General features: G+C 66.2%; 10 protein-coding genes and 1 pseudogene. 6 read left to right on the plus strand and 5 right to left on the minus strand.

Features of this window, described 5'->3' with window-relative positions:
• Positions 1–118 precede the first annotated feature (118 nt).
• Complete coding sequence (locus ACFV2S_RS25005; protein ID WP_385563155.1) at positions 119–1,780, plus strand: peptidase M23; 1,662 nt, start codon at positions 119–121, stop codon at positions 1,778–1,780.
• Positions 1,781–1,859: 79 nt separating this feature from the next.
• On the opposite strand, the gene ACFV2S_RS25010 is transcribed toward ACFV2S_RS25005, so the two are convergent.
• Together ACFV2S_RS25010 and ACFV2S_RS25015 are read right to left on the minus strand one after the other, a co-directional pair.
• Entirely contained in the window at positions 1,860–3,590 is a 1,731-nt protein-coding gene (locus ACFV2S_RS25010; RefSeq protein ID WP_385563158.1) for an FG-GAP repeat domain-containing protein, read from the minus strand.
• Between the two features lie 160 nt (positions 3,591–3,750).
• Complete coding sequence (locus ACFV2S_RS25015; protein WP_385563161.1) at positions 3,751–7,089, minus strand: hypothetical protein; 3,339 nt, start codon at positions 7,087–7,089, stop codon at positions 3,751–3,753.
• A gap of 656 nt (positions 7,090–7,745) precedes the next feature.
• Here ACFV2S_RS25015 and ACFV2S_RS25020 point away from each other — a divergent pair.
• Positions 7,746–14,423 carry a polymorphic toxin-type HINT domain-containing protein gene (locus tag ACFV2S_RS25020; RefSeq protein WP_385563164.1) on the plus strand — a complete coding sequence of 2,226 codons (6,678 nt, stop codon included), beginning with the start codon at positions 7,746–7,748 and terminating at the stop codon, positions 14,421–14,423.
• Positions 14,424–15,143: 720 nt separating this feature from the next.
• On the opposite strand, the gene ACFV2S_RS25025 is transcribed toward ACFV2S_RS25020, so the two are convergent.
• Both ACFV2S_RS25025 and ACFV2S_RS25030 read right to left on the minus strand, forming a co-directional pair.
• A protein-coding gene (locus ACFV2S_RS25025; protein WP_385563167.1) for an IS5 family transposase occupies positions 15,144–16,005 on the minus strand; the annotation gives its coding sequence in 2 pieces (ribosomal slippage) (positions 15,144–15,488 and positions 15,490–16,005; 861 coding nt in all).
• 30 nt (positions 16,006–16,035) lie between these two features.
• The gene (locus tag ACFV2S_RS25030) at positions 16,036–17,466 is read right to left on the minus strand and encodes an ISAs1 family transposase (RefSeq protein ID WP_385563170.1); all 1,431 of its coding nucleotides are present in this window, start codon (positions 17,464–17,466) and stop codon (positions 16,036–16,038) included.
• Positions 17,467–17,602: 136 nt separating this feature from the next.
• Between ACFV2S_RS25030 and ACFV2S_RS25035 the strand changes: the two are divergent.
• The 4 genes and pseudogenes from ACFV2S_RS25035 to ACFV2S_RS25050 form a co-directional block, all read left to right on the plus strand.
• Positions 17,603–17,917: pseudogene (locus ACFV2S_RS25035) on the plus strand (transposase family protein); the annotation flags it as partial.
• Positions 17,918–18,078: 161 nt separating this feature from the next.
• A complete protein-coding gene (locus ACFV2S_RS25040) occupies positions 18,079–18,738 on the plus strand; it encodes a ParB/RepB/Spo0J family partition protein (RefSeq protein WP_385563173.1) in 660 nt (219 codons plus the stop codon).
• Positions 18,735–20,180 carry a methyltransferase domain-containing protein gene (locus ACFV2S_RS25045; RefSeq protein WP_385563176.1) on the plus strand — a complete coding sequence of 482 codons (1,446 nt, stop codon included), beginning with the start codon at positions 18,735–18,737 and terminating at the stop codon, positions 20,178–20,180. Before ACFV2S_RS25040 ends, ACFV2S_RS25045 begins: the two co-directional genes overlap by 4 nt.
• An 18-nt stretch (positions 20,181–20,198) precedes the next feature.
• Complete coding sequence (locus ACFV2S_RS25050; protein ID WP_385563179.1) at positions 20,199–20,711, plus strand: hypothetical protein; 513 nt, start codon at positions 20,199–20,201, stop codon at positions 20,709–20,711.
• Between the two features lie 43 nt (positions 20,712–20,754).
• Here the strand turns inward: ACFV2S_RS25050 and ACFV2S_RS25055 are convergent, their stop codons facing one another.
• Positions 20,755–20,919, minus strand: coding sequence for a hypothetical protein (locus ACFV2S_RS25055; RefSeq protein WP_376365930.1), 165 nt, complete (start codon positions 20,917–20,919; stop codon positions 20,755–20,757).
• Positions 20,920–20,930 lie beyond the last annotated feature (11 nt).

Below are 20,930 nucleotides of genomic sequence, written 5' to 3' on the forward strand. Positions count from 1 at the left end.
CCCGACTCCCCTGCCCCGCCCCGCTGTCACTCCGGATCGTTCCGGATGCCCTCCCCGGTGCCCCCGCCCCTACCGTGACGACGGCGTCCGCCTCCCACCCGTGACAGAAAGGCCCACCATGCCCAGAGGCTCATTACGCCGCGTGCTCACCCGGCTGGCCGTCGTCGCCGGTACCGGGGCCCTCGTCGTCGGGGCCGTCGCCCCGGCCGCCACGGCCCGGCCCGTGCCCGAACCGGTCCCGGGCAAGGACCGGGCCGGCGTCTCCCGCTACTTCGCGGGCCCGGAGGGGTTCGCCATCCCGACCGTGCCCTGCGACCCGGCCGGCCCGTCGGCCACCGACGGCCTCCTCGCCGACCAGCTCAACCCGCAGCTGAACGCGAAGATGGCCGGCTACCTGGACGCGTACAAGATGTCCTGCGCGCGGAGGGTCACCCAGGCGGTCAAGGACCGCGGGCTCAACCCGAGGGCCGCGGCGATCGCCATCGCCACGATCATCGTGGAGAGCAGCATGAACAACTACGCCCAGGCCGTCGACTACACCAGCCTCGGACTGTTCCAGCAGCAGGACTGGTGGGGCAGCAGGGAGCAGCGTCTGGACCCGGTCTACGCCACCAACGCCTTCTTCGACGAGGTGGAACGGCAGTACCCGGGCGGCTCGTGGAACGACGAGGCGATCGGCGAGGTGTGCTGGCACGTCCAGCGCCCGCGGGAGGACCTGCGCTACCTGTACGGAGTGGAGGCGGGCGACGCGACGCTCATCGCCAACGCCCTCTGGTCCGGGATGACGACCGGCCCCCGGCACCCGTACGGCTCGGGCCGCGTCGTGTCCGGGCGGTCCGCCGACGGACGCCTGGAGGCCTTCGCCGCCGGGGCCGACGGGGTCCACCACGCCTGGCAGACCGCGGTGAACGGCGCCTGGTCGCCGTGGCGTTTCGAAGGCGGCCCGCGCAACGCGCAGCTGGCGGTGGCGGCCAACGCGGACGGCCGGCTCGAACTGTTCGCCCTGTCGGGCAGCACCTTCGACCACATGTGGCAGACCGGGCCGAGCGCGGGCTGGTCCGGCTGGGCCAACTTCGGCACCGGCGGCCACCGGCTGGCCGTGGGCAACAACGCCGACGGCCGCATCGAGGTGTTCGCCTCCAACGCCGACGGCGTGTTCCACCGCTGGCAGACGGCGCCCAGCGGAGGCTGGGCGAATTGGGAGGGCGCCGGCGGCGGACCGGCGAACGCCCGGCTCGCCCTGGAGACCGCGCCCGACGGCCGCCTGGAGGTGTTCGCCCTGTCGGACACGACGTTCGGGCACCTGTACCAGACGGCGGTCAACGGCGGCTGGTCCGCGTGGGAGGACTTCGGCGGCGGCGGGCACGACGTCGCCGTCAGCCACGACCAGGACGGCCGCCTCGAGGTCTTCGCCTCCAACGCGAACGGGATCTTCCACCGCTGGCAGACCGGCCCGGCCTCCTGGTCGGCCTGGACGGGCACCGGCGGCATCGCCGACGCCGAGCTGACCACCGCGCGCTCGGTCGACGGCCGGGTCGAGGTCTTCGCGATCAACTCCGCGACCGCGAGCCACTCCTGGCAGACCGGCCCGAACGCCGCCTTCTCCGGGTGGGAGACCTTCGGCGGCGGTGGCACCGAGATCGGCGCGGCCAACAACGCCGACGGCCGCATCGAGGTCTTCGGCACCAGCCACGCCGGTGTCTACCACCGCTGGCAGACCGGCTTCACCAGCTGGGCGGAATGGGCCTGGCTGAGCGACTCGGGTCCCGCGGTCGACTAGGGAGCGGGCGGGGACGAGGGCGCTCGTCGAGCGATCCCGTCCCCTGCCGTCGCGTCACCATCGGAGACGGAGGGGTACCTCAGAGCAGCAGGTCGTACGTGCTCCAGCCGCCGCCGATCCGGGTTCGGGTGCTGAACGGCTTGGCGGCGCTGCCGGTGCCCCGGTACAGCCACAGCACCCCGGCCCGGTCGCAGGCCACCCCGTCCGCCTTGCCGTCATCGGTGAGGTCTCCTGCGACGACGAGTTGGTCGTAGACGCCCCAGCCGCCGCCGACCCGCACCCGCGTGGCGTACGGTGCTGTGCCGTTGCCGGTGCCCCGGTACAGCCACAGCACCCCGGCCCGGTCCCGCGCGAGCAGATCGGCCCGGCCATCACCGGTGAGGTCGGAGCCACCGGCGAGGTGGTTGTAGCCGCCCCAGCCGCCGCCTATCTTCACCCGCGTCTTGAACCGCGCGCTGGTGAAGCTTCCGGTGCCCTTGTAGAGCCAGAGCACGCCAGCCATGTCCCGGGCGAGCAGGTCCACGAACCCGTCCCGGTCGAGGTCCCCGGAGCCGGCGATCCGGTCGTAGGCGTTCCAGCCGCCGCCTACCTTGACGCGGGGTGCGTAGGGCGCCTGGTCGACGAGCTGGCGGTCGTAGTACCAGAGGGTGCCGGACGCGTCGCGGGCGACGACGTCGCCGAGACCACGGGTGACGGCGGACGGCTTCACGTCGGCCCGGTAGTAGAGACCCTGCTTATAGGGGGACAGGGATGTGATCGTGGCGTACGTCTGCCACCCGGCGCCGATCTCGGTTCGGCTGTTGAAAGGGGTGGAGGCGGTGCCTGTGCCGTAGTACTGCCACAGCTTGCCGGATGCGTCACGTGCCAGGAGGCCGTGCCGGGGGAGAACCTTGCTGCCGAGTGCCGCGAACGGCGCGCTCGACTGCACGACGTCACTGGACATGGTCGGGAAGTCGTAGATGTTGTAGCGCGACTGGGCCTGCAGCCGCACGGCCTTCTGTTGCACGGATGCCGTCAGCTCGTAGCTGATCGTGTGCTCACCAGGTTCGACGCGGCAGTCCAGGTTCATCGCGTCGACGATGAGCTGATCCGCACGGTACGAGCAGGACGCCCCGGAGTCGGTGGTGACGTTGCCCAGGGGGATCTTCCCGGGCCGATTCCAGAGCTGGCCTTCGGTGAGCCTGAAGGAGAGGGTCACCCTCCCGGCGTCGACGGCGTGGACACGGAGCTGCTGGCGGACCTTTCCGCCGGAAGGGACATCGGGCAGGTCGAAGAGGACAGTGTTCAGGGCGGCGTGTGCTGCGGTCCTGACCACGACCTTCGCGCTGCCGTGAGTGGCGTCGGCCGGCGTGGCACCGGCGGTGCGAGCTGCCTCGATGCCAGCGGCCAGGTCGCCGCCCCTGGGAACGTAGGCGAAGCCCCAGTGGACCGCGGTGTCCGACGCGTCCGCAGGTACGACGAAGCCGGGGCGCAGCCCAGAGGGACCACACACATAGACGGCGACGAGACCGGCGGCCTCCGTGCAGCCGTTGGCCTGCGCGGTGAATCCCTTCGGGACTCCCGCTCCGTCTCCGGCCGGTCCGGTCAGCGGCTTGGTGGAGAAGGCGATCACGGTCTTGCCGTCGGGGGTGCCGGACTCCACCTGAGGCGCGAGGCGGGGCGCGGTACCGGGAGCCGCGATCTGGTCGTGCGCGGACAGTCGCAGGACGTTGGCGTCGGCTGCGGCCGTGCCGGAGTTCGCGACTGTCGCCACGGTGAGGAGACCGGTGGTGGCGCTGGCGGCTGCTATGCGGCGTGCTGCTCGGTTCATGGATCCTTCTGCGTGTAGTGACGTGTGGAAGGGGATTCTGGCAGCGCAAGGCCCATGTGTCGGCAACTGAGTTGGAGGTCGCGCCAGAGAGAGGCAGGGCGGGCCGCGCCCATTTCGGGAGCGGCCCGCCTTGATGGGGCTATTGGTTGACCAGGGATGGTTAAAAGATGCCGGTGATAGTGGTGGCCCAGCCGCTGGTGCCGGCGAGACGTGGTGTTCCGTGCCGCGTCGAGCCGCCGGGGTAGGTGAGCAGGCAGCCGGTCGGGCACAGCCTGCTGGTCAAGTTGCCCGACGTGTCCATGTATTCGACGGGCGTGTCGGGGTCGGCAGGTGTCGTGGCCCAGATGTCGCCGTAGCTCTCATTGGCCGTGGGTTCGAACTGCTTGAACACCGAAGGTGTGCCCTCGTCGTCGAACGTGACTGCCTTGACGGTTCCCTGGATATTGCCCGGTGAGGTGAGGTAGGGGCGCTGGGTCCAGCCGCCGCTGCCGTATTCCTTCCTGTCCGCGAAGGGGAAGGAGAGGGTGCAAGCGGGGCAGCCGCCGGTGAGCTTACCCGGGTAGAGCCACAGCTTGCCCGTGGCGGGCTCACGACCGACGAGGTCGCCGACACCGTCACCGTTGATGTCATCTACGGCAAGGTTGGTGAAGTCCCTCCACCCACCGGTGCCCAGGACGGTCGACGTCGCACTGAAGGGCGCGGTCTGGTCCTGGCCGCCATCGGCGGCGGCCCTGCCGCTGTAGAGCCGGAGTTCGGCGTTGACACAGCTCGTGCGTGCCTTGGGGTCGTCCCAGATGCATTCGACGGTGATGAGGTCGTTCCCAGGCTTGCCGTCGATGTTGCCGGGCATCACGATCTGGCGCAGGCCGAGCCAGTCTTCCTGAGCCGAGTGGGTGATCTCCTGGCGGGAGTAGACCCAGGGAGAGCCCATTCCGTTGCCCGGGTACAGAAAGAGCTTGTACCTGTACTTGCCGTCGTCATCCTTGACGTAGAGACGCACGAGAAAGTCCTCGTAGCCGTCCGGCCCTCCGGTGGGACTGAGGAGGTTCTGAAGGTCACCACCGTGGGCGATGAGCGATCCGCTCCACCCGCCGGTGCCGACGATCTTCCCTGCCGCAGGGGTTCCGAGAGTTCCGTTGCCCGCGTAGAGCGACAGTTTGCCGTCGGTGTCGGTGGCGACGAAGTCGGCGTATCCGTCTCCGTTGAGGTCTCCACGACGGTCGTGGGGATAGGTGCCTGTCGTGTAGGGGGTGATGCCGGGCTCGTAGACCATCTCGGACTTGGTGGTGGAGAGCTGCACCGCTTCCTTACCGCCGTCGATCGGGGAGTGGTTGTCGGCGGCGTCGTAGGCCACGGCGTAGATGGTGCTGTATGGGGAGGTCGCGGGGGTGAAGGTGACAGTGGCGGTGTTCTTAGCGTCAGTGCCGGCGTTCACCCACGTTCCGTTGGAACAAAGCCCATTGTCGACGGATACGTAGTGGTCGGACCAGCAGTATCCGACCACATCGGCTGTGGGGTGGGTGAGGCGGAGCGTGACAGGCTTGCGGGCCGGGTACAGGTCCTTGGGCCGACGGCTGCCGTCGGGGTTCGTGGTTGTGCCGTCTTCGTCGACGGCGCTGCCGTCGGTGTTGAGGACGGTCACGGGCCCGCTAGGGCCCTTGCTGTCGACGGTGAAGGAGCAGGAAGCAGACGAGGCGCTCGTAGGGCCCTCGTCATCGTCCGCGTACACGCTCCAGGTGTACGTGCCGTCGGTCAGCTTGGCGGGCATGGTCGCGGATGCCCACTGGCCGCTCGTCACCCATTGGTAGTTCATCTTCGGGGCGAAGGAGACGGCCGTCCCACTGGAGTTCTTGACGGAGAAGACGGCCTTGACCTTGCCGCCGTCGGGGTCGATGACTTTAGCGGTGAGCGCGATGCCACTGTTGCCGATGGCGGTGCCGCAGGGGACAGGCTTGTTGCCATCACCCGAGGGGACCCAGGAGCCTTCGTAGGCAGCCGAAGCCTTCACCTGGGGCTTGTAGTTGTAGTCGACTTCAAGGACCGGGTTGTTGCGGAATCGCTTGAAGCTGTTCACGTTGCCGAGGTAGCTGTCCGGGACGCGCAGGCCCAGGACGAGGGTGCCCCAGCTGTTGTCGGCTGCCTGCTGGACGTACTCCTTAAGGGCGGTGCCGGTGAAGTCGTGCCCGGGTTCGTTCTGGGGGCAGTACGTCGCGTTGAAGCCGGGGAAAGAGTTGGACGCGAGCCTGCTGCCCCAAACCTGGGTGCGCCAGGTCGGGGTGGTGCCGATTCCTCCAGCCGACCACAGCTCTACCGGGCCTGTCGTGCTGGCATCGCAGGCCCAGGAGTGCGTCTGGATCACCGCGAACCTGGAGTCGAGGATGGTCGCACCCTCGAGCCCGTTGGTGTTCATGGCGAAGAAGGAACGAGTGTTGCCATCACCGTTGAACCCGATCCGCGGCTCGTCGGCGGGGGTGGAGGAGTTCCAGCCCGCCCCATCGGGGTAGGCGCCATCGGGCGTGGCCGAGTACACCACCGCCCACTTCTCACGGTACCCACCGCTGAAGGGCGGGTCGATGACCAGCGGGAACTGGTCAGCCGTGGCGAGGAGACCCGCGTCCGGGGTCAGAGTAAGCGTGTCACCGCTCACATCCGCAGCAACGGGGGCACTGTCGAGAGACTCGGACTCCGAGGCCTCAACAGAAGTCATCATCGTCGACATACCGGCCGCGGCTGTCTGCTGCCCCTCGGGCGCAGCCGCCGGCTGCTCCCACATCTTGGGTGCGGGCGCGCTGAAGACAATCTCGCCAGCCTCATCCTTCGCCAGGAGCTGGTGGTCGGCGGTCTCGGCGAGGGTGACTCCGTCCGTCTGGACGCCGAGTTCGATGCTGCGGAGGGCCGGGTTAGCGGCAGCTTCGGGGGTGTTGACAACCAGGTGCTGGGCGAATCCGTCGACTTCGGCTATGAGCTTCAGATCGACCCCGGGAAGCACGGAGCGGTACGTTGCGGTATCACCGTTTATTACTGGTTCGGGCAGAGTGCCTGGCCAGGACAGGGCGAGCTTCTTGCCCTCCTTGACCATCGTGGCCAGCGGCTGGGAGCCGCCGCCCGAGAAAGCGATGGAGAACACCGGGGCAGTTGGCGTGACCGATCCGTCGGACTTCTTGACGAGCGTCGTATCGGCCTGACGCCACTGGCCCTCGAACCGTGTCCACTTCGGAGTGGCGTAGGAGCGGCGGGTGGTGGTGCCGTCGGGGTTGGCGAAGAACTCGGCCGTCTCCTCGCGACGCTCGATGATCTCCACGCGCTGGCCCGTCCGTGCGGCCGTAGCGAAGGCTGTCTTCTCGAACTCGGCTTCCGGCGCTGCGGCTCCGCTGGCGGTGCTCAAGGTTGCGGAGGTCTCGGGCAGGGCCGCGGCTGCTGATACGGGCAGCGCCATTGAGGCGGCTATTGCCAGAGCGATCGACCTGCGGCCGCGTCTGGAGGATCTGGTGGTGCTCATGTTCTGTGATGCCTTTCCGGAGGGCGTAGCTCTCTTTACGGGTAAGAAAGCAATCCTGTCTCTCCTGGCGCCGGACTCTATCTCGGGTGCGGATGCCGCGATGCATCGGGATCCCTTTCCGTCGGGCGCGGAGAGAGCTGCGGATGGAAGGGCGGTCTTTACAACTGGAGCAGCTCACTCTGTTGTGGCGCGCCCTGAGAGATGCGGCTTTTGACCCTCGATGGCGCACAAAATGCCTGGTTGGAGGGTTGGTCACCCTTGTCGAGGGTCGTCTTGGATTGGAGGTGTGGCAGGCGTTCATCCGGAATCAGGCTTCACACTTGTGCTTGCCATGTGCGCAGGCTGCGGTGTTGGATGAGGGTGATCATCTGTATTTTTCGTGTTCTAACGGGGTGGGAATTCATATGTTGTTCCGCCATGCCTTCGCCATGCCTTTTTATGGGTGGCCGAAAAGGCGAGCGGCGAAGCAAGTGCAAACCGGGGCGGTCGGGGTTCTCTCCGTAGCCTTGAGCGTTTCTCTTCTCTCCGCACCTGCGTGGGCTGCCCAGGCCGTAGTGCCAAGCCCTCCGCCTGCGCCCAAGACGAAGTCGGTCAACGGCACCGACTACATCCCCACCGGGCTGAAGAGAAGACCCAAAGCGGACCCACCCTGGCAGGTGCCACCGGTCACCTGGCCCACCCCCGCCACGCAGCAGTTCACCGTTGAAACCGGAGAGCAGAGCCATGTGACGGTCGGCGGACTGCCGGTCCGCCTCGGGCGCGCCGCCTCACACGCGAGGAAGGCTGCTGCCGGCTCCGACCGAGTAGAGCTCGCGGTCAAGGATCGAGTCACCGCCCGGAAGGCGGGAGTCGAAGGCGTGCTGATGTCGCTCCGCGCCTTCGCACCGGCGACCGCCTCATCGAACAAGCTCAACGTAGAGATCGACTACACGGCTGTCCGCGGCGCGTACGCGGCGGGATGGTCTTCCCGTCTGCGCCTGGTGACGCTCCCGGCGTGCGCACTCACGACGCCTGAGAAGCCGGAGTGCCGCAAGCAGACGCCGCTGGCAACTGAGAACGACACCAAGAACCACACCCTGAGCTCCACGCTGACGACGACGGGTCCCCCGACCCCTCAGGCGCCGGCGATCGGAGCAGCGGCCAAGACGCCGACCGCGCTGTCTTCGCTCGCGGTGAACACCTCTGGGGCCACGATCCTGGCCGCCACTGCAGGCATCAGCGGCAGTGAGGGATCCTACGAGGCGACCTCACTGGCCACCTCCGGCTCCTGGTCGGCCGGCGGGAACTCGGGCGGCTTCGGCTGGAGCGTGCCGATCGGCGTTCCCACCGCACCCGGAGGACTCGTCCCGAAGATCGCCCTGGCCTACAACTCGTCCGCGATCGACGGACGCACCGCATCGACGAACAATCAGCCGTCCTGGATTGGCGAGGGCTGGGAGTACTCGCCCGGCTTCATCGAGCGCCGCTACGCCTCCTGCGAGAACGACAAGCAGGGCGGCAACAACACTGCCAACACCGGTGATCTGTGTTGGAAGTCGGAGAACGCCACCCTCTCCCTCAACGGCGCCTCCAACGAGCTCGTCTGGGATGCCGCCAAGAGCACCTGGAAGCTCGAAGGTGACGACGGCTCCCGCGTCGAACGCGTCTACGACAGCGAGCCGAACAACTCGGGCGACGAGGACTCCGAGTACTGGAAGGTGACCACAACCGACGGGACCCAGTACTGGTTCGGCAAGAACCGTCTCCCGGGTTGGTCCAGTGGAGAGGCCGAGACGAACTCCGTCTACACCGTGCCTGTCTACGGCAACCACACCGGTGAGCAGGGCCACGCGGACGACTACGCGTCCTCTGCCGAGCAACAGGGCTGGCGCTGGAACCTTGACTACGTCGTCGACCCGCACGACAACGCCATGGCCCTCTACTACACCAAGGAGCAGGGCTTCTACGCACAGAACAGCAAGATCGACGACCCCAAGTCCTACACCCGCGGCGGCTATCTCAACCGCATCGACTACGGTCTGCGCGCCGGCGCCGTCTACAGCACCACCAACCCCGCCGGTCGCGTCACCTTCACCACCGCCCCGCGCTGCACCGCAACGGACTGCACCTTCGACAAGGCGCATGCCACCAACTGGCCCGACACGCCCGTCGATCTGAACTGCACCCCTGGGACCGAATGCCTCCAGGGCGCGCCGTCGTTCTGGTCCAAGCAGCGGCTGACGAGCATCAACACCTTCTCTCTCGTCGGCACTACCCTGCAGCCAGTCGACACCTGGGCCTTGACGCAGTCCTTCCCCGCGACCGGTGACACCTCCACGCCGTCGCTGTGGCTGGACACGGTCCAGCGCACCGCCAAGGCCGGATCCCTCACTGACATCACGCTGAACCCCACCGTCTTCGGCGGCGAGCTGATGGCGAACCGGGTCGATGCCGCCGAGGGCCGGCCTGCCCTGAACCGCAAGCGCATCACCAGCGTCACCAATGAGACCGGCGGTCAGACCCTGGTCACATACAGCCCCGCCGAATGCACTTCGACCGCTCTGCCTGCGGCCCCGGACACCAACACCAAACGCTGCTACCCGTCTTGGTGGACCCCGGACGGCTACGTCGACCCGGTCAAGGACTGGTTCCACAAGTACCTCGTCACCCGGATCGACGAGAACGACACCACCGGCGGCAGCGGCTCCGAGTCGAACGTCACCAGCTACGAGTACGCCAACGGCCCGAACTGGCGTCGCGACAATGACGAGTTCACTCTCGACAAGCATCGCACCTGGAATGACTTCCGCGGCTACGGAACCGTTCGTGCCTATAGCGGCGCCACCAACCGGGTGAAGACCGAGAAGACGTACTACCTCGGCATGGCAGGCGACACCCTCGCCGACGGCAGCCCCCGGCCCGGTTGGGCGATCAACGGCCTCGCCGACCGCGAAGACTTCGCGGGCCGCGTGGCTTCCGATGCCACCTACGACAAGGACGGTACGGGCGGCAAGATCGTCAGTAGGACCACCTACACTCCGTGGGAGTCCGACGGCACTGCCACCCAGACGGTCAAGGGCATCACAGACCCCGACAGGCCGGACGACACTGCCCCGACACTTCAGCCAAAAACCGCGCACCTGGGCGGCACCGCAACAGAGAAGGCCAGCACCCTCCTCGACGACGGCACCTGGCGCACCCTCACCACCAGCCGCACCTTCGACTCGACTTACGGGCTCTTCCTGAAGGAGACCGACGACGGGGCCGGTACGGTCGAAACACGCTGCACCGTCAACACCTACGCAACGCCTGACACGACAAACTGGCTCATCGCATACCCCAGTGAGACCGTCACCACCAGCAACACAAACTGCCTCGCCACGCCTGACCAGGTGACCGGGCACGCGCGTACCTACTACGACAACCAGGTGCTAGGCGCGGCGCCCCAGACTGGCAAGGCCAATCCCACCAAGACAGAGCAACTCTCCGGATACAAGCCCGACGGCAACCCGGATTGGGACACAGTCGTCCAGGCCGGTCACGACGAGTACGGACGCGTCGTCACCCTCAAGGGACAGGACGACCAGCCGGTCACGACTACCTATGCTCCGGCCAACGGTGCACAGCCGACGACTGTCTCGACGACCAACGTCAAGAACCACGTTGTCAGGACCACCTTTGACGGCATGCGTGGTCTCAAGCTGACGGTCAAGGATGCCAACAACCGTACGTCCAGCAGCGAATACGACGCCCTAGGTCGACTGACCAAGGGCTGGAGCACAGGACGCGCCACCACGGAACAGCCCAACGCCACCATCACCTACAACCTCTCCAGCAGCATCCCTTCCACTGTCACCACGAAGAAGCTGTATGAGAACGGGACGTGGGGCACCAGCACCACCTTCTACGATTCGCTCCTGCGCGCGCGCCAGACGCAATGGGACGCCATCGGCACCACTGGCCGAGTCGTCAGCGACACCTTCTACGACAACCATGGCCGCGCCTACCTCGCCAACGCGCCGTTCTACAACAGCAGCGCAGTCTCGAACGCGATGCTGGTCGTCACGCCCAACCAGATCCCGCAGGCCGTGCGCGATGAGTACGACGGTCGGGGTCGTGTGATCGCCAGCATTCAGCTCTCCCTGAATGTGGAGAAGTGGCGAACCAGCACCGCCTACGGTGACTTCTGGACGGCCAGCGTCCCGCCTGCCGGCGGCACTGCCGCTCTCACTCTCAACGATGTGCGCGGCCGTACGGTCGAGGAGCGCCAGTACAAGGACCGCAATCCCCTCATCAACGCCGCGGCAACGCAGTACGAGAAGACCACCCGCACCTATGACAAGGCTGGCCTGCTCGCCGCCGTCACGGACACGTCCAAGCGCAACACCTGGACCTACGCCTACGACCTGCGCGGCCGCCTGACCGACACAACCGACCCGGACAAGGGTGCCACCAACACCCACTACGACCAGCTCGGCCGCGTAGACACCGTGACGGACGCCCGCAACGTCCTCTTCAACACCTACGACGAGCTCGGCCGCAAGACCGGCCTGCGCGTCGGCAAGATCACCGGCACCAAGCTCGCCGAGTGGACCTATGACATGCCCGGCGGTCTTGGGCTGCCAGCCACGTCGACTCGCTATGACTCTTCCATCTCCGCCAACGCCGAGTACAAGACCGCGGTCAGAGGTTACGACGCCACCGGGCAGCCCACGGGCACCACGGTGACCGTCCCGTCGGTGGCAGGAGAGGAACTGCTTGCGGGAACCTACACAGTCGCCACCACATCCTCTCCGGTCAGCGGCCTGCCGGCGACCGCTGCCTACAGCACCACCAACACCAACGCCACCGTGCACCTTCCTGCTGAGACCGTCACCAGCCATTACGGCGCGCAGGACATGCTCGGTCTTGTCGACGGCACTCTCAGCCAGGTCTACCTCCGCGGCGCCGGCTACACCCCGTTCGGAGAGCTCGCCCAAGCCCAGCTCGGCAACCTCGGCAAGCTGGTCACCCAGACGAACACCTACGAGGCGTCTACCCGGCGCCTGATCACATCCAAGGTCGACCGCGAGGCGGCGGGCCCCGCCACCCCATCCAGCATCACCTACAGCTACGACCCGGCCGGCAATATCACGTCCATCCGTGACGCCCAGGACGACGGCGCCTCCCTGGACCAGCAGTGCTTCGCCTACGACTGGGCTCGGCGCATCACTGAAGCCTGGACCACGGGCGATGCCTGCGCCACCAAGCCCGTTAACGGCACTGGCACCCCGAACCTGGGTACCGTCGAACCGTATTGGACCAGCTGGACCTTCACCGACACCGGCCAGCGAGCCACGGAGACACTCCACAAGGCCGGCACGATCACGGCCAACACCACTCGCACCTACGCCTACCCCCCCACCGCTGGTGCCGCCCAGGCCCACGGTGTTCGCACCGTCACTGCCACAGGCGGCGTAACGGGAACAGACACCTACACCTACGACGACACCGGCAACCTCATCAAGAAGGCCCCCGCTAACGCCGGACCGGTCCAGGACCTGACCTGGAACGAAGAGGGCAGGCTCGCTACCTCCACGATCTCGAGTAACACGACGTCGTTCCTGTACGACGCCGAGGGAACTCGGATCGTGAAGCGAGACCCGACCACCACCACGCTCTACCTGCCTGGTGGCCAGGAACTCGCCCTCACCCGAAAGGTCGGCACCACTCCGGCAAAGATGGCCGGCGGCACCCGGTACTACAACGTCCCCGGCGGCTCCGCCATCCGCACCAGCAACGACGGTAAGGTTCGCCTCCTCGTTGCCGACCACCACAACACCAACACCCTCTCCTTCAGCGCCGCCACCCTCACCTTCAACCGCCGCAGGACTCTCCCCTACGGCGGACAGAGGGGAGCGGCACCGGCCTTCTGGCCCGGCCAGAAGGGGTTTGTCGATGGCGACATCGACTCCACCACTGGCCTCACCCACATAGGCGCCCGCGACTACGACACGAGCCTCGGCCAATTCATCAGCGCCGACCCGCTCTTCGAAATCGACAAGCCTCAGACCCTCAACGGCTACAGCTACGCCGCGCAGAACCCCATCACCTTCTCCGACCCCACCGGACTCGGCACCGACGACGGTACGGGCCACACCGAACGGCCTGGCAAGAAGACGGGCGAAGGAACCGGAGTGCCTCGCGGCACCAACGCCGGTACGAATAGCAACGGCTCTGGGGGGTCGGGTGGCAGCGGCGCCGGCCAGCTCGGAGACTCAGGAATCTACCTCCCCGTCGAAGACGACGAAGAAGCTCCTGATGGATTCTTCGCTACGTTTAACGCGGAACTCCCCAAGCGGACTGCCCAGTGGAAGAAGGAAACCGGGGACGACAAGCTCCCACGTGACCAGATAGCCGCCCTGGGGATGGAAGTCTGCTCCGATCTCGGTACCTGCACCGACGCACAGATGGGGTACCTGTACGACGTCTACGTGACTCCCATCCTGCAGGAAGCGCCAGAGTGGGCGCTGGGAGGAGGACGCGGCGTAGCGGCTGGCCCTGGGCTTAGCAGAGTTATCGAGTCCATCAAGGAGCGCAAGGCGAAACTTCGTGCAGAGGTTTGCCCCGGTAACAGCTTCACGCCTGACACTCTCGTTCTGATGGCAGACGGGACAGTAAAGAAGATCGAAGACGTACGGAGGGGGGATCGAGTTGTAGCTACTGATCCCGAAACCGGCGAGTCGCGACTCGAAGAAGTCACGGCTGAGATCAAGGGGCATGGAACCAAGAAGATGGTGAAGATCACCATCGACATCGATGGTGACCACGGTGCAGCTACAGCATCCGTCATGGCGACCGACGGACACCCCTTCTGGGTCCCGGAGCTCGGTGAATGGGTCGAAGCCACCGATCTTCAGGAAGGCAGCTGGCTTCAGGTAGCGAGAGAGGGGAGTTACGTCCAGGTAGAATCCATCAAGCGTTGGACTGCGGTCGAAGCGACGGTGTACAACCTCTCCGTCGAAAACCTCCACACGTACTATGTACTCGCTGGCACCACGCCCGTCTTGGTGCATAATGCGGGCAAGCGTGGCACCTGCGGACCTGGCGACGTTCCCAACATTGTCCATGACGGCGTCGATGACATCGTCAATAATGGACGCCCCCCGCGACTCACACCCCAGGGTGACGTCGATACATTCACCGTGCGCCCCAATACGCCACCTGCTATAGCCAGGAAATGGGGCGGCGCAACCATCTATGACATCCCAGGTGGCGGTAACAGATACCGCATCCTGGTCAACAAGCACGGTGATATGGGCTGGGTTGACAATCACGATTACACCAAGATCAAGCCGTACTTCCCGCGTCCATAGTTTTCAGTAAAGCGGCGACGGGCTCCGGAGTGATATCCGGAGCCCGCCTGCTATGCTGCGCTGGTGTAATGTTTGACTGGCAGGGTATTGGCTCGGAGGCTCTTTGTGAATGACCAGAAGCTGTCGGAAGTGTTGGTGCAGGCTGGGATCCGGTTTCGGGGCATCTATGAGACGCCGGCGACGCTACCTGTCAGGGCTGCTTGGATCGCTGTGAGTTGCGGGCGTAGTGACGGTCGGCGCGACATTATTCTTGACGCCAGCGATGCAGATGTAGTCAGTAATGCAAATTCTAGTTGGTTTGGCTTGGCTAGTGAGAGTGGCCTGTTTGGTGGGCCGGACAGAGAATTCCTACTGGGGGTCGACCTTGCCGATGATGAATCGGCATCCATTCTTCGATGGGCTAAGGTTGAATTGATGGAAGACTGGGACATTATGGGGAGTGGTGCGGCTGGCGGAATGCTTGGATCGGGGGCGGGGAAACCTGAGTTTGTGATGATGTCAACCAGTGGGGAAGTCGTATTGCGGGGAACGACCTGGGAGGATGCAATTGGTGTCCTTGCGGTCCCCATGCCTGGTCGCGTAAAGCTAATTAGGGAATACGTTGAGCGACTTGCTTCGAATTCGAGATCTGATTTCCATGAGCGTCGCTCTGCTTCCGAATGGCTTCATTGTCTCTAAGTGAACCTTTTTCATCTTGCCCCTGAAGAGCTCGTAACACGATCATGAGCTGTGCTTCTCGAGGCGTCTCCAGCAGATAAGGCTGCAGGCGAGGGAGACCAAGGCGTCGTGGAGTTCGGTTCGCCGTTCCCAGCGGACGGCGAGGCGTTTGAACTGGTGCAGCAGGGCGAAGGTCTGCTCGACGACGTAGCGGAGCTTGCCCAGGCCCTCTATGTTCGGGGCGCCTCTGCGGGAGATGATTGGCAGGGTCCGGCGTTTGCGTAGTTCGAGGCGGTGGGGGTCGGAGTCGTAGCCCTTGTCGCCGAGCAGGGCTTCGGGGCGTCGGCGGGGCCGGTCCGGGTGGCCGGCGACGGGCGGGATGCCGTTGACCAGGGCGAGGGTCTGGGCGGATGTCGTTGACGTGGGCGGCGGTAGTGATGACCTTCAGCGGGGTGCCGCGTCCGTCGCGGACCAGGTGGTGTTTGCTGCCCGCCTTCCGCCGGTCGACCGGCGACGGACCGGTGTCGGCTCCCCTTTTTTTCGCGCGAATGTGGGAGCCGTCGACGCACGCTCTGGACCAGTCCAGCTCGCCGGCCGCGTTCAGCTCGGCGAGCAGGATCCGGTGCAGTCGGTCGAAGACCCCGGCCTTCTGCCACCCCTCAAGCCGCCGCCAGCATGTCTGGCCCGATCCGAATCCCAGCTCCAGCGGCAGCAGTTGCCAGGCGATGTCGTTGCGGAGCACGTACAGGATGCCTTGCAGGCACAGCCGGTCCGGCACCGGCCGCGGGCCGGGAGCCTTCTTGGGCCAGGGCGGCAGCAGCGGCTCGATCAGCGCCCACAGGTCATCGTCCACGATCCACGGCCGGGTACTCACGCCATCCCGAACGGCCGAATCGTCACACCGGTCACGGCCGACCAGGAGCATTCAGCAAGATCGTGTTACAAGCTCGAAGGGCTATAAAAGCTGGTCAACTGGGGTGGTGACGCAGCAGAGCCCCCGGTCGTTGGCGGTGTTGATTCCACTCGACACTGCCGACAGTCCGGGGGGCCCTGTTGGTTCCGTATCCTTCCATGCTCGACGTCCTGTACGAGCTGGTCGAGTATGTTTCCTGGCTGATCTACGCCCGAAGGCGTGAATTGAACTCGCCATGGAGACAGAGCTTCGGCGTAGTCGCGTGACGCCCAGTTTGTGATCACTTGAGGCCGAGGAGCGCGAGGGGGCGACGGGGGTCGCGGGCGTTGTGGTGGAGGCCGGCCGCGATGTTCTTCGCTCCGGCTGCCCGGAGGGCTCCGATGGCGAGGTTGCGCCAGGTGGCCATCGCCCGGGGCGCGTTGTCGGTCCGCCCAGTTGTGAGGTGTCCTCGGCGAAGGTGGTGTCGCGGACGTGGTGCAGCGCCTCGATCCTCCAGTGGTCGCGGACGAGCCGGGCCAGCTGGGACGGGGCGGCCTGCTCGGCGGTCAGGCTGGTGACGGCATAGACCGTCTTGACGGTGGTTCTGCCGGTCTTGCGATCGGTGCGGCGGCGCTTGATCTGGACGGCCTGGCGGGCTCCGGGGAAGAGAAGGTTGTTCACTGTGGCGGCCTTGATCCGGCGGATCTCCGCGCGTCCGTGGCCGACGCCCTTGGTGCGGCCCTGGAGTGGGATGTCCTTCCAGGGAAGGAACTGGAGCTGTCGGCGCAGTTTCTTCTGGTTGCCCTTGACGATCACGATGTAGTGCGCCGCGCGGCCGAGCAGGTAGTCGGCGTGCTCGCGCTGGGTGTGCATGGCGTCGCTGGTGACCATGACGCCGGCCAGGTCGGCGACGGTGTCCAGCAGGGGCTGGAAGCAGGTGATCTCGTTGGTCTTCTCGCCGACGTCCATCTGGGCAAGGACCAGGCCGGTGGTGTGGTCGAGTGCGGCAAGAAGATAAATCTTCCGGTCCTTCGCCTTGGCCGCGCCTCGCTGACTCTTGCCGTCCACGGCCAGGCCGCGCAGCCCGGCGGCCCCGGTCGCCTTCGGGCGGCGGTCCGCGAGCCAGCTCCCGACGGCTTTGTCCAGTGCGTCACCGTCGACGCGGGCCAGCAGCCGGCGGACCGTGGTCTCAGCAGGCAGGACCCGCCTGGGCAGAAGCGGATCGGGGCGGGTGCCGACCTGTTCGAGCACGTGCGCCGGGGCGTCGGCGATCCACTCAGCGACCGCGAGCAGCGAGGTCGCTCCCGCCAGCACCGCGCACGCGGTGAGTGCGAGCACGACGGCCAGGCGGTGGCGCACGCCGCATGGATCACGCGGGTCCGGCACCTCAGCCAGCCGCTCCAGCAGGCCCGGGACCTCCTCGGGTCCGGCCTGCGGACTCTGGCGCAGTTGGTCAAGGGCAGGCGGGATCAGCGATGATGCGTCTGCAGGCACGGTCTTCCACTCGGATCACGGGGCGTAGAGAACTCCATGATCTTGGAAGCCGTGCCTGTCAACGTTCCGAGAGCCCCGCCGAGCTGGCAGATCGCCACGAACCGGGCGACACGCGACTACGCCGAAGCCCTGGCCATGGAGACGGCTCGGTTGCTTCAAGCAGGCTCTCCTCACGCTGGCTCATCTGCGTAAGAACGAGACGTTTGCCCAGCTCGCGGCCGGCTTCGGCGTCTCGACTGCAACTGCCTGGCGGTACGTCGATGAGACCCTGAACGTCCTTGCCGCCTGGACACCAGGCCTGCACGAGGCTCTGACCGGCCTGGGCGAGGGCGACTTCGTCATCGTCGACGGGACCCTGATCCCTACCGACCGCATCGCCGTCGACGAACCGTACTACTCCATGAAGCACCGAAAGCACAGCATGAACGTGCAGGTCATCGCCCGGCCCGACTGGCCTAACGCCGACCAGCTGACGCCAGAGCATCCGGATCTGCGAACGCCATGGGTCAGATCCTTGTCGGCCGTGCGCACAAGGGAGCCAGGTAGCCCCACCAACCGCATAGGCTGGTCTTCTTGTAGGGCGCGGGGACCGGCCTACAAAAGGGACGCCTCGTGACCGCGCTCGCCAACATCCCCGAACAGCTCATCCCGCTCGCCGTGCCCATCTCGGAGCTGACCCCCTACTACCGCAACCCCCGCACGGGCGACCTTCCGGCCATCGCCGAGTCCCTCACCATGAACGGCCAGTACCGCGCCGTCGTCGTCAACAAGGGAACGCACACCGGCCGCCCCAACGAGATCCTCGCGGGGAACCACACCGTCGCTGCCGCGCAGCAGCTCGGCTGGGAGCAGATCGCAGCCACCTGGGTCGACGTCGACGACGAGGCCGCCGCGCGCATCGTCGTGGTCGACAATCGGACCAACGACCTCGCCGGCTACGACACCGCCCTGCTCGCCGAAGTCCTCTCCGAGATCCCCGACCTCGGCGGCACTGGCTACGACCGCGAGAGCGTCGACCGGCTCCTCGACGACACCTCCCTGCCGGAGACCCTGGAGCTCACCTCCGACGGGGCGGGCACCGGCGCGGCCGCCACCGTCGATTACCTCCAGTGGGGCTACCTCCAGTGGCAGTCCAAGCGCGTGCGCATCACGGCCGAAGAGGTCGAGGCCCTGGACGCCATCTACACGAAGTTCGTTGACGACACCAACAGTGACATGGGCTTCGGCTGGCACGTCCTTCAGCAGGCCCACCGGGAGGGCGAGTCCGCATGAGCAAGGTGCCCACCACGACGTTTCACGAGTCGTATCCGCTCGACCAGCTCCGCCCCGCCGACTACAACCCGCGGCGCCTCAGCGAGAGCGCCTTCATCCGGCTCCAGGCATCACTGCGCCGGCACGGCGTCGTCAAGCCGGTCATCCTCAACGCAGACGGAACCCTTGTCGCAGGTCACCAGCGAACCAAGGGGCTCAAGGCGATCGGCCTGACCCACACGCCCGCGGTCATGCTCGGCTCGAAGGTCCGCCTCCAGGACGAGATCCAGTTCAACCTGCTCCACAACCGCGTCGAGACCGAGGCCAGCGTCGTTTACGCCGACCCCGGCGAGCTCGGCGCCTGGTCCTGGATCCCCTGGCAGTCCATCCGCGTCGCCGAACGCAAGAACCTCTCCTTCGTCAACGCGATCGGGCACATGGCCGCCGGCCACGGCCCGTGGGGAAGTGTCGTCATCGATGACCAGGGCCGCATCGTCCTCAACGCCGAGTACGCCGTCGTCGCGTCCATCAACCGCTTCGACCTCCTCGCCTGGACCGTGCCTTCCTCTGAGGCCGCGCAGCTGCACGCCGACCTCACCGGCGAGTACGGCGTCTACGACTGGACAGCCATCGAGGGCAAGGCCCCTGTCTGGAACCAGCACATCGTCCAGCCCAAGAGGCTCCGGCAGTTCTCCTCCAAGGCCAAGGCCGGGAAGCTCGCCTACGGCTCTGAGACCTGGGACCAGCTCGTCACCCCTTGGCTCAAGCCCAGCCATCGCGTCGTCGACTTCGGCGCCGGATACGGCGACTACGCCAAGCACCTGCGCGCCAAGGGCTTCAACATCCACGATTACGAGCCCTACCGCTGCCGTGACGGTTCCTACGCCGTCGACATCCGGGCCGTCGTCGGCATGCTCCGCGACATCGACACCGACATCCAGGCCAACGGCCTGTACGACGTCGTCGTCCTCGACTCCGTCATCAACGCCACCACCAGCCTCGACTACCAGCACTGGGTACTCACCACCGTCAACGCCCTCTGTGCCGCTGACGGCGTGGTGTGCCTCGGGACCCGCAGCCTCGGCCGCGAACTCCGCGACGAGCAGGCCAAGCGCGTCACCTCACAGACCGCCACCACGAAGATGAGCTTCCTCGACGAGGACAACGTCGAGATGAACTTCGTCAAGGGGAAGTGGCAGAAGCTCCGCTTCCACACCCCCGAAAGCCTCGAACCCCTGCTCCGGCGCTACTTCGAGGACGTCAAGGTCACCGACCTCAGCGAGTCCAACCTCAAGGCCACCTGCCGTCGCCCCATCCCCCTCCCGAAAGGGGAGTACGAAAAGGCCTTCGAGGAGGAATTCAATATGCCTTACCCGAATGGCTTCCGGCATGACAGGCATCTGGAGTTGGTGGGAAATTTGATAAAATTGGTTATAGAGAGAAATCTTTCTCTCGGAAATTGAGAATTCGGTGGGGAGCTCATGTCGGAACGAATAAGGGTGGGAATCGAGGCGCGTTCCCTGTACCACATCATGTGGCTCGCAGGGGTGCGCCACGTGGCCCTCGACCAGCACTGCCTGCGGGCCTTCGGGCAACCGGACCGCCCGCGGGTCGACCCGAAGCGCCGGCACCAGCTCGTCGAACTGCCGGCGGCCAACCAGCCGCTCGCCTGGTACCTGTGCGCACTGCCCAACCCCTGGAGGTGGAGCGACAACGCCCACCTCGCCTTCGAGGCCGCACCGGGGGAGGACTGGGAAGGGCCCGCCCTAGTCCCCGGGCTTCAGGTCCGGCTGGAGAATGCTCGCCCCATCACCGGATGGGGCGAGCGCGACATCCCCGCTACTGAACCCCGGCGCAACTCCGTCCGTTTCCGAACCTGCCGCAACTACCAGTTCGCCTGGTGGCTGCGCGCCCACCGGAACGCGCCGGACGCGCCGCCCGAATTCATCCCGCCGAAGAAACCTGGCGAGGGTGAGCAGATGGCGCTGATGTGACACGAGAGCCCGCGCCTCAGTTTCCTGAGGCGCGGGCGCGTCGTCAGTCGCGGTTGCGGAACCGACGAATAGCCTCACGAATCCGCTCGGCGACCTCGACCAAGGTCACGACCAGCTGCTCGAACTCGGTGGCGAGCTTGGTGACGGCCCAGAAGGTGAGACTGAGGGCCCCCGCGAGTGCGAGTGCCCAGATGATGTACGCGTCCACTGACGGACCTT

The sequence above is a fragment of the Streptomyces sp. NPDC059695 genome (genome assembly GCF_042733785.1).
GTDB lineage: Bacteria > Actinomycetota > Actinomycetes > Streptomycetales > Streptomycetaceae > Streptomyces.

Coding starts and splice junctions, on each gene's coding strand:
- ACFV2S_RS25010 (WP_385563158.1), bottom strand. CDS start 3,590: ATGAACCGAGCAGCACGCCGCATAGCAGCCGCCAGCGCCACCACCGGT.
- ACFV2S_RS25015 (WP_385563161.1), bottom strand. CDS start 7,089: ATGAGCACCACCAGATCCTCCAGACGCGGCCGCAGGTCGATCGCTCTG.
- ACFV2S_RS25005 (WP_385563155.1), top strand. CDS start 119: ATGCCCAGAGGCTCATTACGCCGCGTGCTCACCCGGCTGGCCGTCGTC.
- ACFV2S_RS25050 (WP_385563179.1), top strand. CDS start 20,199: ATGTCGGAACGAATAAGGGTGGGAATCGAGGCGCGTTCCCTGTACCAC.
- ACFV2S_RS25045 (WP_385563176.1), top strand. CDS start 18,735: ATGAGCAAGGTGCCCACCACGACGTTTCACGAGTCGTATCCGCTCGAC.